Source organism: Bradyrhizobium sp. SZCCHNS3016 (assembly GCF_032484535.1).
In the GTDB taxonomy this organism is placed as follows: Bacteria; Pseudomonadota; Alphaproteobacteria; order Rhizobiales; family Xanthobacteraceae; genus Bradyrhizobium.
On record NZ_JAUETE010000021.1, the window covers coordinates 45,192 to 60,034 of the forward strand.

The 14,843-nt window shown below is 66.9% G+C and carries 15 protein-coding genes; 8 read left to right on the forward strand and 7 right to left on the reverse strand.

Annotated features, from left to right (window positions below; all coding sequences use genetic code 11):
* Positions 1 to 35 precede the first annotated feature (35 nt).
* From hutU to hutI, 3 genes are read right to left on the reverse strand one after another with little or no spacing between them, the layout of a single operon-like run.
* A complete protein-coding gene (hutU, locus tag QW881_RS29455) occupies positions 36 to 1,706 on the reverse strand; it encodes a urocanate hydratase (RefSeq protein ID WP_315755201.1) in 1,671 nt (556 codons plus the stop codon).
* Between the two features lie 9 nt (positions 1,707 to 1,715).
* Positions 1,716 to 3,263: a histidine ammonia-lyase gene (gene hutH / locus QW881_RS29460; protein ID WP_315755200.1), complete on the reverse strand. Its 1,548-nt coding sequence runs from the start codon at positions 3,261 to 3,263 to the stop codon at positions 1,716 to 1,718.
* Entirely contained in the window at positions 3,260 to 4,474 is a 1,215-nt protein-coding gene (gene hutI, locus QW881_RS29465) for an imidazolonepropionase (protein WP_315755199.1), read from the reverse strand. Before hutI ends, hutH begins: the two co-directional genes overlap by 4 nt.
* An 89-nt stretch (positions 4,475 to 4,563) precedes the next feature.
* On the opposite strand from hutI, the gene QW881_RS29470 reads away from it, so the two are divergent.
* The 5 genes from QW881_RS29470 (at position 4,564) to QW881_RS29490 (ending at position 9,492) form a co-directional block, all read left to right on the forward strand.
* A complete protein-coding gene (locus QW881_RS29470; RefSeq protein ID WP_315755198.1) occupies positions 4,564 to 5,922 on the forward strand; it encodes a formimidoylglutamate deiminase in 1,359 nt (452 codons plus the stop codon).
* Positions 5,919 to 6,656 carry a histidine utilization repressor gene (gene hutC, locus QW881_RS29475; protein ID WP_315755197.1) on the forward strand — a complete coding sequence of 246 codons (738 nt, stop codon included), beginning with the start codon at positions 5,919 to 5,921 and terminating at the stop codon, positions 6,654 to 6,656. The genes QW881_RS29470 and hutC overlap by 4 nt, the downstream gene beginning before the upstream one ends.
* A gap of 127 nt (positions 6,657 to 6,783) precedes the next feature.
* Entirely contained in the window at positions 6,784 to 7,728 is a 945-nt protein-coding gene (locus QW881_RS29480; protein ID WP_315755196.1) for an ABC transporter substrate-binding protein, read from the forward strand.
* Between the two features lie 208 nt (positions 7,729 to 7,936).
* Entirely contained in the window at positions 7,937 to 8,710 is a 774-nt protein-coding gene (locus tag QW881_RS29485; RefSeq protein WP_315755491.1) for an ABC transporter permease, read from the forward strand.
* Positions 8,707 to 9,492, forward strand: a complete 786-nt coding sequence (locus QW881_RS29490; RefSeq protein WP_315755195.1) for an ABC transporter ATP-binding protein — start codon at positions 8,707 to 8,709, stop codon at positions 9,490 to 9,492. Before QW881_RS29485 ends, QW881_RS29490 begins: the two co-directional genes overlap by 4 nt.
* 16 nt (positions 9,493 to 9,508) lie before the next feature.
* On the opposite strand, the gene QW881_RS29495 is transcribed toward QW881_RS29490, so the two are convergent.
* Both QW881_RS29495 and QW881_RS29500 read right to left on the reverse strand, forming a co-directional pair.
* Entirely contained in the window at positions 9,509 to 9,820 is a 312-nt protein-coding gene (locus QW881_RS29495) for a DUF190 domain-containing protein (RefSeq protein WP_315755194.1), read from the reverse strand.
* Positions 9,821 to 9,831: 11 nt separating this feature from the next.
* A complete protein-coding gene (locus QW881_RS29500; protein WP_315755193.1) occupies positions 9,832 to 10,815 on the reverse strand; it encodes a sodium-dependent bicarbonate transport family permease in 984 nt (327 codons plus the stop codon).
* A 160-nt stretch (positions 10,816 to 10,975) separates the two neighbouring features.
* Between QW881_RS29500 and QW881_RS29505 the strand changes: the two genes are divergently transcribed.
* Positions 10,976 to 11,833, forward strand: coding sequence for a LysR substrate-binding domain-containing protein (locus tag QW881_RS29505; RefSeq protein WP_315755192.1), 858 nt, complete (start codon positions 10,976 to 10,978; stop codon positions 11,831 to 11,833).
* Here the strand turns inward: QW881_RS29505 and QW881_RS29510 are convergent.
* Both QW881_RS29510 and QW881_RS29515 read right to left on the reverse strand, forming a co-directional pair.
* On the reverse strand, positions 11,772 to 12,074 hold the full coding sequence (locus tag QW881_RS29510; protein ID WP_315755191.1) for a hypothetical protein: 303 nt from the start codon (positions 12,072 to 12,074) through the stop codon (positions 11,772 to 11,774). The genes QW881_RS29505 and QW881_RS29510 overlap by 62 nt on opposite strands.
* A 17-nt stretch (positions 12,075 to 12,091) precedes the next feature.
* Positions 12,092 to 12,853 (reverse strand): DUF899 domain-containing protein, encoded by a 762-nt coding sequence (locus tag QW881_RS29515; RefSeq protein WP_316158127.1) that lies wholly within the window; start codon positions 12,851 to 12,853, stop codon positions 12,092 to 12,094.
* An 86-nt stretch (positions 12,854 to 12,939) separates the two neighbouring features.
* Here QW881_RS29515 and QW881_RS29520 point away from each other — a divergent pair, with 86 nt between their 5' ends.
* Both QW881_RS29520 and QW881_RS29525 read left to right on the forward strand, forming a co-directional pair.
* Entirely contained in the window at positions 12,940 to 14,160 is a 1,221-nt protein-coding gene (locus QW881_RS29520) for a helix-turn-helix domain-containing protein (RefSeq protein WP_315755189.1), read from the forward strand.
* A gap of 33 nt (positions 14,161 to 14,193) precedes the next feature.
* Entirely contained in the window at positions 14,194 to 14,838 is a 645-nt protein-coding gene (locus QW881_RS29525; RefSeq protein ID WP_315733775.1) for a PQQ-binding-like beta-propeller repeat protein, read from the forward strand.
* Positions 14,839 to 14,843 lie beyond the last annotated feature (5 nt).

Genomic DNA, 14,843 nt, shown 5'->3' on the forward strand with positions numbered 1-14,843 from the left:
GGGGCCGCACTTCAACCCGTGAGGAATGCATGCCCTCAGCGTGCGAGGCTCGGCAGATCGAGGCCGTTGGCGTCGGCGCAGGCGATCGCGTCCTCGTAGCCGGCGTCGGCATGGCGCATCACGCCGGTGGCCGGGTCGTTCCACAACACACGCTCCAGCCGCCGCGCCGCGTCCGCCGTGCCGTCGGCGACGATCACCATGCCGGCATGCTGCGAATAGCCGATGCCGACGCCGCCACCATGGTGCAGCGACACCCAGGTCGCGCCGCTCGCGCAGTTGAGCAGCGCATTGAGCAGCGGCCAGTCCGACACCGCGTCGGAGCCGTCCTTCATTGCCTCGGTCTCGCGGTTCGGGCTCGCCACCGAGCCCGAGTCGAGATGGTCGCGGCCGATCACGATCGGCGCCTTCAATTCACCACGCGCGACCATCTCGTTGAAGGCGAGCCCGAGGCGATGGCGATCGCCGAGACCGACCCAGCAGATCCGCGCCGGCAGCCCCTGGAACTTGATGCGCTGCCTCGCCATGTCGAGCCAATTGTGCAGGTGCTTGTTGTCCGGCAGCAGCTCCTTCACCTTGGCATCGGTCTTGTAGATGTCTTGCGGATCACCCGACAGCGCAGCCCAGCGGAACGGGCCGATGCCGCGGCAGAACAACGGGCGAATATACGCCGGCACGAAGCCGGGAAAATCGAACGCGTTGGCGAGGCCCATGTCCTTCGCCATTTGGCGGATGTTGTTGCCGTAGTCGAGCGTCGGGATGCCCATGGCGTGGAAATCCAGCATCGCCTGGACGTGGCCGACCATCGAGGTCTTCGCCGCCTGCTCGACGGCCTTCGGCTCCGACGCGCGCTTGGCCTCCCACTCGGCGAGCGTCCAGCCCTTCGGCAGATAGCCGTTGATCGGATCATGCGCGCTGGTCTGGTCGGTGACGATGTCGGGGCGCACGCCGCGGCGCACGAGCTCCGGGAAGATCTCGGCAGCATTGCCGAGCAGGCCGACCGAGACCGCCTTCTTCGTCGTCGCGGCCTCCGCCATCAGCGCCAGCGCCTCGTCGAGCGTGGCCGCCTGGCGATCGAGATAGCCGGTGCGCAGCCGCATCTCGATGCGGCTCGGTTGGCATTCGACGGCGAGCATCGAGGCGCCAGCCATCGTGGCGGCCAACGGCTGCGCGCCGCCCATGCCGCCGAGGCCCGCGGTCAGGATCCACTTGCCAGCGAGATCGCCATTGTAGTGACGGCGGCCGACCTCGACGAAGGTCTCATAGGTGCCCTGCACGATGCCCTGGCTGCCGATATAGATCCAGGAGCCGGCCGTCATCTGGCCGTACATCATCAGGCCCATTTTATCGAGCGCGTTGAAATGATCGAGCGTCGCCCAATGCGGCACGATGTTGGAGTTGGCGATCAGCACGCGCGGCGCGTCGGGATGGGTGCGGAAGATTCCGACCGGCTTGCCGGATTGCACGACCAAAGTCTGATCTGCCTCCAGCTTGCGCAAGGACGCGACGATGCGATCAAAACTCTCCCAGTCGCGCGCGGCGCGGCCGATGCCGCCATAGACGATCAGTTCGCTCGGCTTCTCGGCCACATCAGGATCGAGATTGTTCATCAGCATGCGCAAGGGCGCTTCGGTGAGCCAGCTCTTGGCGCTGATGTCGCTGCCAATGGGGGCGCGGATCACCCGCGCATTGTCCAGGCGTCGGTTCATGAGTCCCTCTCATCCAAGCTTGGGAAACGGATCGCGTCCGAGTGCATGCGTTGCAACCGTGGCCAGTACACCGCCACCGACGAGCGCGGCCGCCTTGGCGAGATCGTCGGCCATGTAGCGGTCGTGCACCAGCGCCGGCACATGCGCGCGAAGCGCGGCAATGACACCAGACAGCGCCGCGCTGGTGCCGTGCGGCGCTCGCAGCTCGATGCCTTGGGCGGCGACGAGCAGCTCGATGCCGATGATAGCAGCGAGATTGTCAGCCATGTCGTGCAGCCGCCGCGCCGCATGCGCGGCCATCGAGACGTGGTCTTCCTGGTTGGCGCTGGTCGGCGTGGAGTCGATCGAGCATGGCAGCGCGCGCTGCTTGTTCTCGGCGAACAAAGCCGCCGCCGTCACCTCGGCGATCATGAAGCCGGAGTTCAGGCCAGGCTCCGGCGTGAGGAACGGCGGAAGGCCGAAGTTCAGCGCGGGATCGACCAGCGTGGCGATGCGCCGCTCGCTGATGGCGCCGAGCTCGGACAGCGCCAGCGCGATCTGGTCCGCTGCGAACGCCGCCGGCTCGGCATGGAAGTTGCCGCCGGAGATGATCTCGCCGGTCTCGACCAGCACCAGGGGATTATCGGTGACGGCATTGGCCTCGATCACCAGTGTGCGCGCCGCCTGCGTCAACAGATCGAGCGCGGCGCCTGCGACCTGCGGCTGGCAGCGCAGGCAATACGGATCCTGCACGCGCTCGTCGCCTTCCAGATGCGACAGGCGGATGGCGCTGCCGTCAAGCAGCTCCATCAGCACGCGGCCAGCCTCGATCTGACCGGGATGACCGCGCAGCGCCTGGATCTCAGGCCGGAACGGCGCGGTCGAGGCCATCGCGGCATCGACCGACAGCGCGCCGGCCACCAGCGCCGCATTGAGGAGATCATGAGCGCGCAGCAGGCCAGCGAGCGCATAGGCCGTCGAGAACTGCGTGCCATTGATCAGCGCGAGGCCTTCCTTCGGCCCGAGCGTGACCGGCGTCAGGCCGGCGTGCGCCAGCGCCTCGCGCCCGGGCACCAGCCGGCCATCGTGGAAGGCCTGGCCCTCGCCGATCATGACCGCCGTCATGTGCGCGAGCGGCGCCAGATCGCCGGAGGCGCCGACGGAGCCCTGCTGCGGCACGAACGGAGACACGCCGTGCGCCAGCATCGCCTGGAGCTGCTCGATGATCTCGCGCCGCACGCCGGAAGCGCCGCGGCCGAGCGAGATGATCTTCAGCGCCATCATCAGCCGCACAATTGGTTGCGGCGTCGCCGGACCGACGCCGCAACAATGCGAGAGGATCAGGTTGCGCTGGAGCTGCGCGGTCTGATCGGGCGGGATGCGCTTCGAGGCCAGCTTGCCGAAACCGGTATTGATGCCATAGACCGGCTCGGCGCCTTGCGCCGCCTTGGCGACGATCGCGGCCGCCGCCTCGACGTCAGGCCAATAGGAAGCATCGAGCGCGACCGCGGCTCCGGCGTAGATCTTCGCGAGATCGTACAGGCCGATGCGGCCCGGCGCTGCAATGATGGTGCTCATCGGCCCCTCCAGACGCGCTGATGCAGGGGATTGAAGCCCATGCGGTAGACCAGCTCCGCGGGACGGCGGATGTCCCAGATCGCGAGATCGCACCATTTGCCGGCGTCGAGCGTGCCGGTCTCAGCCAACAGACCAAGTGCGCGGGCGCCTTCGCGCGTCACTGCGGCAAGACACTCGTCAACGGTCATTCGAAACAAGGTCGCGGCCATGTTCATCGTGAGCAGCAGCGAGGTCAAAGGCGACGAGCCCGGATTGCAGTCGGTGGCGAGCGCCAGCCTCACGCCATGTTTGCGGAACAGCTCGACCGGCGGCTTCTGCGTCTCGCGGATGAAGTAGTAGGCGCCAGGCAGCAGCACTGCGACCGTTCCACCTCGCGCCATCGCGGCCGCGCCGGCTTCATCGGTGTGCTCGAGATGATCGGCCGAGAGCGCGCCGTACTGGGCCGCAAGCGCAGCGCCGCCGAGATTGGACAGTTGGTCGGCATGCAGCTTGACCGGCAGGCCGAGCGCTTTCGCCGCGGCAAATACCCGCGACGTTTGCGCGTGAGAGAAGGCGATGTTTTCCATGAACGCATCGACGGCATCGGCGAGGCCCGACTTTGCGACAGCCGGCAGCATCTCATTGCAGACGAGATCGATGTAGCGGTCCTTGTCGCCGCCAGCCTCCACCGGCAGCGCGTGGGCGCCGAGAAAGCTGGTGCGCACGCTGACCGGCCGCCGGCTGCCGAGCGCGCGGGCTGCGGACAATTGCCGCAGCTCGGTTGCGGTTTCCAGCCCATAGCCGGACTTGATCTCGACCGTGGTGACGCCCTCGGCGAGCAGTGCATCGAGCCGCGGCAGAGCGCTTGCAACCAGCGCCTCCTCGCTGGCGGCGCGCGTTGCAGCGACGGTCGAGACGATGCCGCCGCCAGCGCGGGCGATCTCCTCATAGCTCGCGCCCGCCAGGCGCAGCTCGAACTCATGGGCGCGGTCGCCGCCGTAGACGAGATGGGTGTGACAATCGACGAGGCCCGGCGTGATCCAGCGGCCCTCGCAATCGATGCGTTCGGGCGCATCCGCACTGGCTGGAAAATCGGACTGCGGGCCGGCAAAGGCGATGCGGCCGTCGCGCGCAGCCACCACGCCCTGCTCGATCACACCAAGTCCGGGCTCGCTCTCGCGTAGCGTTGCCAGCCGCGCATTGTGCCAGATCCGATCGAAGCGCTCGGCCATGCTGCTGCCTCCACCTTCACGAAAGCTTGACGGGCGATATGTCTATACATAAACTCGCTTCCGCCGTTCTGTCCAGCGGGCTTTCGATCATGGCGTCACTGCACTTCGCATCTGCGCTTCTGCCCACGGGATGGGCTGAGGACGTGCAGGTCGTGATCAGCAACGGCGCGATCGCGGCCGTGACCACAGGCGTTCCATTCGCACCCGGCGACGAACGTCACACGCTCGCCGTTCCCGGCATCGCCAGCCTGCACAGCCACGCGTTCCAGCGCGGCATGGCCGGGCTCGCCGAGATCAGCGGCCATTCCACCGATACGTTCTGGACCTGGCGCGAGACGATGTACCGCTTCGCGCTGGCGATGAGCCCCGACGATGTCGAGGCGGTCGCGACGCTGCTCTATGTCGAGATGCTGGAGCGCGGCTTCACGCGGGTCGGCGAATTCCACTATCTGCATCACGATCGTGACGGGCGGCCTTACGCGGACATCGCGGAGATGGCGGTGCGGATCGCGGCTGCGGCACAGGCATCCGGCATCGGACTGACCTTGCTGCCGAGCTTCTACGCGCATGGCGGCTTCGGCGGCGCGGCGCCGCATGACGGACAGCGCCGCTTCCTCTGCGATGTCGATCAGTTCGCGAAGCTCGTTGCAGCATCCCGCCAAGCCGTCAGCACGCTCCCGGGCGCCGATCTCGGCCTTGCGCCGCACAGCCTGCGGGCGGTGGCGCCCGATGAGCTCCGTGCAATCGTCGCTCTTGCCGACGGCGGCCCCGTGCACATCCACGCCGCCGAGCAGGTCAAGGAGGTCGAGGACTGCCTCGCCTGGTCCGGCCAGCGCCCGGTGCAATGGCTGCTCGATCATCATGACGTCGATCCTCGCTGGTGCCTGATCCATGCGACGCACATGACGGCAGACGAGACGGCGGCGCTCGCCAAGAGCGGCGCCGTCGCCGGCCTGTGCCCCGTCACGGAAGCGAGCCTCGGCGACGGCATCTTCCCGGCGCGCAACTATGTGCGCGCACGTGGTCGCATCGGCATCGGCACCGACTCCAACGTGCTCGTCGGCGTGAGCGACGAGTTACGGCAACTGGAATACGGTCAGCGCCTGAGCCATCGCGAGCGCAACGTGCTGACATCGGGGCCGGGTGCGTCGACTGGCCGCACGCTGTTCGACGCCGCGCTCGCCGGCGGCGCGCAGGCACTGGCGCAGCCGCTCGCCGGCCTGCGGCCCGGCGCACGGGCCGATATCCTCAGCCTCGATCCGGCACATCCCTCACTCGCCGGCCGCGCGCGGGATGCGCTGCTCGACGGCTGGATCTTTGCCACATCGAACGACGCGGTCGACTGCGTCTGGTCCGGCGGCGACAAGGTCGTCACGTCAGGCCGGCATCGCTTGCGCGAGTCGGCGCGGCGCCGCTTCAACGATTCCATCCGGAGGCTGCTCGCATGAGCCTCGCCGAGGATCGCGCCAAGCCGGGAGCCGGTACGCTCTACAAGAAGATCCGGCACGACATCGAGCGCCGCATTCTGACCGGCGAATGGCCGCCGGGCCATCGCATCCCGTTCGAGCACGAGATCATGGCGCGCTACGGCTGCTCGCGCATGACCGTGAACAAGGCGTTATCAGAGCTTGCCCAGGCCGACCTGATCGAGCGGCGGCGTCGTGCTGGCACTTTCGTGCGGCGGCCGCAGTTCCTGTCGGCCGTGCTGAAGATCCCCGACATTCGCGCCGAGATCGGCGCGCTCGGCCGCGCCTATGGCTATGAGCTGATCTCGTCCACGCGCCGCACCGCCAACGCCGCCGATCGCGAGCGCCTCGGCGTCAAGACGCCGTGCAAGGTGATCGCGATCCGCTGCCGCCACAGCGCCGACAATTTGCCGTTCGCGATCGAGGACCGCCTGATCGATCTCGACGCCGTTCCGGATGCGGCCAAGGCCAATTTCAAGATCGATCCGCCAGGCTCTTGGCTGCTGCATCACGTGCCCTGGACCGAGGCCGAGCACGCGATCAGCGCCATCGTCGCCGACGACACCATTGCTGAAGGTCTCGACATCGCGATCGGCGCGCCCTGCCTCGTAATCGAGCGGCACACCTGGCGCAGCGGGCGCCCGCTCACGGCGGTGCGGCTGATCTATCCGGGCGAGCAGCACCGGCTGGTGGCGCGCTTCAGGGGCAGCGAATGAGACGCTCCTGCCCGCCCGGCCCGAGCACGAGATTTGCAAGCACGCTTGCAGACGCAGGCGGATCGCGCAGCCTTGACGGCGCGCGAGCCGCGCGACCAGTTTCCTCCCACCGCAAAGGACGATGACGATGCGCAGATTCGGGCTACTTGCAGTAACGGCCGCGCTGCTGGCCTCCACCACCGCTTTCGCCGACGACGTCAAGGTCGGCATCGGCATTTCCGGCTGGACCGGCTTCGCACCGCTGACCTTGGCGAAGGAGGCCGGCATCTTCAAGAAGAACGGCCTCGACGTCACCATCAAGAAGATCCCGCAGAAGGATCGCCACCTCGCAATCGCGGCGGGTGACGTGCAGTGCGCGGCGACCACGGTGGAGACCTGGATCTCCTGGAACGCCAACGGCGTCGCCACCAAGCAGATCTTCCAGCTCGACAAGAGCTACGGCGCCGACGGCATGGCCGTGCGCAACGACATCGCTTCCATCAAGGACCTGAAGGGCAAGACCGTCGCCGCGTCCGCGCCCGGCACCTCGCCCTATTTCGGGCTGGCCTGGATGCTCAAGAAGAACGGCCTCACGGTAAAGGACGTCACCATCGTGAACCTGGAGCCGGCCGCCGCCGCGCAGGCCTTCGTCTCCGGCCAGAACGATGCGGCGATGACCTACGAGCCGTATCTGTCGACGGTGCGCGCCGCCCCCGACAAGGGCAAGATCATCGCCACCACCCTCGATTATCCGATGGTGATGGACACGTTCGGCTGCACGCCGAAGTTCCTGTCCGAGAACCCGAAGGCCGCCAAGGCGCTCGCCGACAGCTATTTCGAGGCGCTGGACATGATCGCCAAGGACCAGGCCAAGGCGTACGAGATCATGGGCGCGGATGTGAAGCAGAGTGGCGAGCAATTCGGCAACTCGGCGAAGTATCTGCGCTGGCAGGACAAGGCGGCGAGCCAGAAATTCTTCGAGACGGAGTTCAAGACCTTCAACAAGGAGGCCGCCGAGCTGCTGCTCGAGGTCGGCATCATCAAGCAGATCCCGAAAATCGAGGATCTGTATGATGCGAGCTTCATCAAGTAACTCGGAGCTAAGCTCTGAGTGATCCGTCATTGCGAGCGTAGCGAAGCAATCCAGGGCCCGGGGTGCGACTCTGGATTGCTTCGTCGCTTCGCTCCTCGCAATGACGATGTGGAGACATCATGCCCTCGGAAGTGAATTTATTCGAACCGACCACCAGCAGCCCGCGACACCGGGCGTACCGCCTCCACCACGAAAGCCTTTCTCCGTGATCCGACCTCTCGATCCCGTCAGCGCCAGGTCAAGAACAGCGCTCGGCCTCGCCTTCTTCGTCGTCTTCGTCGCGGCGTGGTCGCTGGCGACGTTCGGCGGTTACGTGTCGAAGACCTTCCTTGCCGATCCGCTGACAATGGTGCGCGAGGGCTGGGATCTGCTGACCAAGTTCGGCTTCCTCTATGACATCGGCATGACCGTCTGGCGTGTCGTCGGCGGGTTCGTGCTCGCGGCTGCCATCGCCGTCCCGCTCGGCCTGCTGATGGGCGCCTACAAGCCGGTCGAGGCGTTCCTCGAGCCGTTCGTGTCCTTCGCGCGCTATCTGCCCGCCTCCGCTTTCATTCCGCTGTTGATCCTGTGGGCCGGCATCGGCGAGCTCCAGAAGCTTCTGATCATCTTCATCGGCTCGGTGTTCCAGATCATCCTGATGATCACCGTGACTGTCGGCAATACCAGGCGCGATCTCGTCGAGGCTGCGTATACGCTGGGCGCCAGCGACCGCGGCATCATCGGCCGGGTGCTGCTGCCGTCCGCTGCGCCTGATATCGCCGAGGTCCTGCGCCTCGTGCTCGGCTGGGCCTGGACCTACGTCATCGTCGCCGAGCTGATCGGCTCCTCCTCCGGCATCGGCCACATGATCACCGACAGCCAGGCGTTGCTCAACACCGGACAGATCATCTTCGGCATCATCGTGATCGGCCTGATCGGGCTGATCTCGGACTTCCTGTTCAAGGCGTTCAACGCCTGGCTGTTCCCGTGGAAGCTCGCATGACCACGCTCGTCATCAACAACGTCACGCGCACCTTTCCGGCCCGCCAGGGCCATGCGCCGACACGCGCGTTGGAGCCGGTCGAGCTCACGATCGGCACCAACGACTTCGTCACCATCCTCGGCCCCTCCGGCTGCGGCAAGTCGACCCTGCTGCGCATCGTCGCCGGCCTCGACCGCCCGACCAGCGGCAAGGTGCTGCTCGACGGCCGCGAGGTGACCGGTCCCGGCGCTGACCGCGGCATGGTGTTCCAGTCCTACACGCTGTTTCCCTGGCTCACCGTGCGCGAGAACATCGCCTTTGGCCTGCGCGAGCGCGGCGTGGACGAGGCCGAGCGCAACGCCATCGCCGACCGCTACATTCAGCAGATCGGGCTGAAGGGTTTCGAGAACCATTGGCCCAAGCAGCTCTCCGGCGGTATGCAGCAGCGCTGCGCGATCGCCCGCGCGCTCGCCAACGATCCGAAGATCCTGCTACTCGACGAGCCGTTCGGCGCGCTCGACAACCAGACGCGGGTGCTGATGCAGGAGATGCTGCTCGGCATCTGGGAGCGCGACCAGAAGACGGTGCTGTTCGTCACCCACGACATCGAGGAGGCGATCTTCCTCGGCAGCCGCGTGCTGGTGATGAGCGCGCGGCCCGGCCGCATCAAGGCCGACATCAAGATCGAACTGCCGCACCCGCGCTCCTACAAGATCAAGACCTCGTCGGAATTCGTGGCGCTCAAGGAGCGGCTGGTCGAGGAGATCCGCGCCGAGGCGCTGAAGGTAGCGGCGGAGGCGTAATCCCCGCCGCGCCCGATCAGAACCGCTCGGGCCTGACCACCTCGACATCGGACACGGTGACGAGGCCGATCTGATGCTGGACCACGGCAAGGACGGCATCGAGCACGGCATCGATGCGGCCGCCATCGACGATGCACATAATGGCCGCCATCTGGCCGACCTCCGAGACCTGGCCGCCGGCCGACCAGGGGCCGGACTGGCCACGCCCGGCGATCACCGGCAACACGGAGTAGCCGGTCACGCCGGCTTGGTCGAAGCGCTCGGTGACCCGGCGCAGCAGCGGCATCTCGATGATCAAATCGATGCGCTTCTTGGCGAATGTCTTCATCGTCTCCTCCCTCATTTCACGGCGCCGGCGAGCATCGTCGCAGCGCCGATATAGAGCGGAATTCCGACCAGCAGGTTGAACGGAAAGGTGATCCCGAGCGAGAGCGTGAGCGGGATCGCTGCATTGGCCTCCGGCAGCGCCAGCCGCAGCGCGGCGGGCACGGCGATGTAGGACGCCGACGCCGCGAGCGTCATCAGCACGGCGGCCGAGCCGGCCGATAGCCCGATGGCACTTGCGAGCAGAGCGCCCAGCGCTGCGCCGATCAGCGGCATCAGCACGGCGAAGCTGCACAGCGGCACGCTGAGATATTTGCGTCCGTGCTGCAGGCCGCGGCCTGCGATCAAGCCCATGTCGAGCAGGAACACGCAGAGGAAGCCTGGGAAGAGATCGACCAGGAACGGCTTCACCGTCGCGAGCCCCTTGGGGCCGGTGATCATGCCCACCACGAAGGCACCGAGCAGAGTGACCACGGAGCCGTTCAGCATCACCTCGCGCCACATCGAATGCCCGTCCCCCGTTTCAGTCTTGCGATGCGAACGCGCGAGCTGCAGCGCCGACACGATCGCGGGCGTCTCCATCGCAGCCGCGACCGCGACCATGTAGCCCGCGAACGGCAACGACACGAGATTGAGCGCGCCGGTGACAGCGGCAAATGTCACCGCCGAGATCGAGCCGTAGTGTCCGGCCACGGCCGCGGCGTCGACCGGCGACAGCCGGCTCATTCGCGTCAGCAGCAGATAGGCCAGGATCGGCGTGAAATAGGACAGCAGGACACCTGCGCAGATCGCGGCGACCAGATCCCAGCTCATGCCGTGATGCGCGACCTCGACGCCGCCGCGGAAGCCGATCGACATCAGGAGATAAAGCGACAGCAGCTTCGCCACCGCCTCAGGCACAGTGAGATCGGACTTCGCCAGCGCGGCGGCGAGGCCGACCACGAAGAACAATACCATCGGCGACAGCAGATTCTGAAACGCAAGCTCGGTCAGCCCCATGAAGCCCTACTCCGCATCGGGCGGACGGCCTCCGGTGCCGGCCTCCGCCCTCCAAGGGCGCCCCCCAATGGGCGCCGGCCGCACTTGCAGCAAAGGGCGATAATTTGTAAAATTGATAATTGAAAGCTTTACCATTGTATTTATCAATCATGACCGCCCCATGCCGAAGACGCTGACCAATCTCGACATCGATCTCGTGCGTACCTTCGCGACCATCGCGCGGCTGGGCAGCTTCACCCAGGCCGCCGAGCAGCTCGGACGCCAGCAATCGACGATCTCGCTGCAGATCGGGCGACTCGAAAGCGCGGTCAACGCCAAGCTGCTGGAGCGCTCGCCGCGCGCGGTGGCGCTGACCACTGAGGGCAAGCTGTTCCTGGACTACGCGCAGAAGCTGCTCGACCTGAACGACGAGGCGGTGGCGCGGTTCGGCGAGCCGATGGTGACCGGCGTGGTGCGCCTGGGGACGCCGGAGGATTTCGCGACCCGCCATCTCCCCGAGGTGCTCGCGCGATTCGCGCAGGCCTATCCGTCGGTCGCGCTCGAAGTCACCTGCGACCTGACGCTCAATCTGGTCGACCGCTTCCGCGCTGGCGATTTCGATCTGGTGCTGGTCAAGCAGGAGCCATCGGTGCGCGCCAAGGGCCTGCGCGTCTGGCGCGAGCCGCTGGTATGGGTGTCAGGCAGCCGCGACTTCCTACATCATGGCGCGAAGGTGCCGCTGGTGGTGTCGCCGCCGCCCTGCGTCTACCGCAAGCGCGCCACCACGGCGCTCGACAGAGCGAGGAAGCCATGGCGCATCTCCTACACCTGCGCCGCCTTGTCCGGCGCGCATGCCGCGGTCAAGGCAGGGCTCGGGCTCGCGGTGCTGCCGAAGGACATGGTGCCGGCAGGCCTGCACGTGCTCGACGGCCATGACCTGCCGGATCTCAAGGACACCGAGATCGCGCTGCTCGAGGTCAAAGGTCTGTCGCTGCCGGCGCAACGGCTGAAGCAGCACATCGTCCGCTCGCTCGAATAGCAAGGTAGCGGCCGATACGCTTCAACCATGGCACGAGGTGGAATGCGCTCATCAGCAGATACATCACCGTCATGTCGCCGAGCGGCGCGCCCGCCGGCATAGCGGAGCAGATCACGTCCGACCGGCCGTCACGCGCCATGGCGTTCAGCACGGCCATCAGCGCGAAGGTCGGCGCCGCGGCGAAGCGGAGACCATTGGCGATGCCGGGCATCGCGCGCATCCTGGAGTGGAAGAACGCCATGGCTTTACTCCTGCGTGTCAGCGCTTGCCGTATTCGTCGCGGCGGCGCCACCACACGCCCTGCTCGTTGCGGCCCTTCGGTGCGCGATCGAGCCATTGATAGGCGCCCCACAGCCCGTCGAGGCCACGGGCATAGCTCGAATAGGTGTGATAGACGACGCCATCCTCGATGATGAAGGCGCTCATGCCCGGGCGATCACGCATGAAGGTCGCGCCATCCGTCCCTGCACCGGCGGCGATCTCCGCCACCATGGCCGGCACGTCGCCAGCCCCGAGCGGAGGACTGGTGCGATAGTTGTATTCGCTGCCGCCCCGGCGCTGCTGCTCCTCGGTGATCGCGACGTTGAAGTCGAAATTGAAGTCGCTGCTCGCCGATGACGCCCACGGGAAGGTCCAGCCCATGCGCGCCTTGTACGCCTTCAGCTTCGCCAGCGGCGCGCGTGACACCGCCCACAGCATCACGTCGTGATTGGCGAGATGGACCTGGAAGCCGTTGAAGCCGTCGGCAATCATCGAGCAGGACGGGCAGCCGGCCTGGAAGTCGGGTCCGAACATGAAGTGATAGACCAGCAGCTGTGAGCGCCCCCTGAACAGGTCGGGCAACGCAGCGGGGCCGTCCTCGGTGTCGAAGCGATAGGCCTTGTCGACGCGCACCCATGGCAGGGCCTGGCGGCGCTCCGCCAACTCGTCGCTGCGGCGGGTGAGTTCCTTCTCGGCTTGCAGCAGGTCGAGCCGGGCCTTCAACCAATCTTCGCGCGTCCCGGTGATATGCATGGTCATGATCGTCATCCTTTTGCGTGTTGACCGCAGCTCAGACTAGGATCGGCACGGGAGGGGCCGGGAGTGACAAGTATGGCGGGATTTGCATGGACTCGCTGATCTCAGCGGCGGCGCAGGCACTCGCTGCGGGCGATCCGCTCGGCGCATTGAACCGGGTTGCGTTGCGCGATGATCCCCCGGCGCTGGCGCTGCGCGGCATCGCGATGGCGCGGCTTGGCGATTTCGGGCGCGCGAAGGCGCTGCTGCGGCAGGCCGCGCGAAGCTTTGGCCCCAAGGCAGTTCTGGCCCGCGCCCGCTGCACCGTCGCAGAGGCCGAGATCGCACTCGCAGCGCGCGATCTCGGCTGGCCGACCAAGTCGCTCGCAGCGGCGCGTGAGACCCTGGAGCAGCAGGGCGACCGCGCCAATGCCGCCTATGCGCGCAGCCTAGAGATCAGGCGCATGATTCTGATCGGGCACCTCGACGACGCCGAGCGAGGCCTCGCCGATCTCGATCCCTCGCCGCTGCGGCCGGCCGCGCGCACGATCTACGAGCTGATCGTCGCCGGACTGGCCTTGCGCCGTCTACAAACAAAGACCGCGCGATCGGCGCTCGAGCGCGCGACGCGGTCGGCGCGGCAGGCCCGCATTCCGGAGCTCCAGGCGGAGATCGAGCGGGCCTCGTCGGCGCTGTCGGCGCCGGCCGCGCGGATGATCCTGCGCGGCGAGGAACGCCTGCTGCAGCTCGACGACGTCGAATCGCTGTTCCGGTCGGATGTGCTGATCATCGATGCCTGCCGATTGGCGGTACGCCGGGCGAGCCAGATCGTGTCGCTGGCGCGGCGCCCGGTGCTGTTTGCACTCGCCCGGCGACTGGCCGAGGGGGTCCCCGATGATGTGCCGCGGGCCGCACTGATCGCGCATGCATTCCGCGGCAAGGAAGCCGACGAGTCGCACCGCGCCCGCCTGCGCGTCGAGATCGGACGGTTGCGCCAGCTCCTCCATGGCCTGGCCGATATCAATGCCACGCGCGACGGCTTTGCCCTGGTGCCGTGTCGCGATCACGACGTCGTCGTCCTCGCACAGCCGATCGAGGACGACAATGCCACCGTGCTTGCTTGCCTCGCCGACGGTGAGGCATGGTCGAGCTCCGGCCTTGCGCTGGCGCTGGGCGCGAGCCAGCGGACGGTGCAGCGTGCCCTCGATGGACTGGCATCGTCCGGCAGGGTCCAGTCGTTCGGTCGGGGCCGCGCGCAACGCTGGACCTGCCCCGTCGTGCCGGAATTCGCGACCGCGTTGTTACTCCCGGCGTGGTCGTCGCTCGACTAGCGTGGGTCCATCGGAAAAAGTGGGATGGCAGACATGACACGAGCAACCGCAGAGATCATTCGCGAGTACGGCCCGTTCGACGACGCCGAGCGCGTCAACGGCGTCAGCTATGACGGCCGGCAGGTGTGGATCGCGACCGGCAACAGCATCAAGGCGTTCGATCCGGCCGACGGCGCGGTACGGAAGTCATTGGATATCCCCTCGCATGCCGGCACGGCGTTCGATGGCCGGCACCTCTATCAGATTGCCGAAGATCGCATTCACAAGGTCGATCCCGATAATGGCCGCGTGCTCGCGACGATCCCGGCGCCGTCGGGCGGCGGGGACTCGGGGCTCGCCTGGGCCGAGGGATCGCTCTGGGTCGGCGCCTATCGCGATCGCAAGATCCACCAGATCGATCCCGCGACCGGGCAAATCCTGCGCAGCATCCCGTGCACGCGTTTCGTCACCGGCGTCACCTGGGTCGATGGCGAGCTTTGGCATGGCACCTGGGAAGACGACGTCAGCGACATCAGGCGCATCGATCCCGCGACCGGCGAGGTGCTCGACCAGCTCGACATGCCCGCTGGCACCGGCGTCTCCGGCATGGAATCCGACGGCGGCGAGACGCTGTATTGCGGCGGCGGCGGCAGCGGCAAGGTCCGCGCCGTCAGGCGGCCGAAGCGGTCGCGAGGGTGAGCCGG

Bases quoted from the DNA above. Each gene is read 5' to 3' on its own strand.
- hutH (WP_315755200.1), bottom strand. From the start codon at position 3,263: ATGAGCACCATCATTGCAGCGCCGGGCCGCATCGGCCTGTACGATCTC.
- hutC (WP_315755197.1), top strand. From the start codon at position 5,919: ATGAGCCTCGCCGAGGATCGCGCCAAGCCGGGAGCCGGTACGCTCTAC.
- QW881_RS29525 (WP_315733775.1), top strand. From the start codon at position 14,194: ATGACACGAGCAACCGCAGAGATCATTCGCGAGTACGGCCCGTTCGAC.
- QW881_RS29495 (WP_315755194.1), bottom strand. From the start codon at position 9,820: ATGAAGACATTCGCCAAGAAGCGCATCGATTTGATCATCGAGATGCCG.
- QW881_RS29515 (WP_316158127.1), bottom strand. From the start codon at position 12,853: ATGACCATGCATATCACCGGGACGCGCGAAGATTGGTTGAAGGCCCGG.
- QW881_RS29490 (WP_315755195.1), top strand. From the start codon at position 8,707: ATGACCACGCTCGTCATCAACAACGTCACGCGCACCTTTCCGGCCCGC.
- hutU (WP_315755201.1), bottom strand. From the start codon at position 1,706: ATGAACCGACGCCTGGACAATGCGCGGGTGATCCGCGCCCCCATTGGC.
- QW881_RS29500 (WP_315755193.1), bottom strand. From the start codon at position 10,815: ATGGGGCTGACCGAGCTTGCGTTTCAGAATCTGCTGTCGCCGATGGTA.
- QW881_RS29505 (WP_315755192.1), top strand. From the start codon at position 10,976: ATGCCGAAGACGCTGACCAATCTCGACATCGATCTCGTGCGTACCTTC.
- QW881_RS29520 (WP_315755189.1), top strand. From the start codon at position 12,940: ATGGACTCGCTGATCTCAGCGGCGGCGCAGGCACTCGCTGCGGGCGAT.
- QW881_RS29480 (WP_315755196.1), top strand. From the start codon at position 6,784: ATGCGCAGATTCGGGCTACTTGCAGTAACGGCCGCGCTGCTGGCCTCC.
- hutI (WP_315755199.1), bottom strand. From the start codon at position 4,474: ATGGCCGAGCGCTTCGATCGGATCTGGCACAATGCGCGGCTGGCAACG.
- QW881_RS29470 (WP_315755198.1), top strand. From the start codon at position 4,564: ATGGCGTCACTGCACTTCGCATCTGCGCTTCTGCCCACGGGATGGGCT.
- QW881_RS29510 (WP_315755191.1), bottom strand. From the start codon at position 12,074: ATGGCGTTCTTCCACTCCAGGATGCGCGCGATGCCCGGCATCGCCAAT.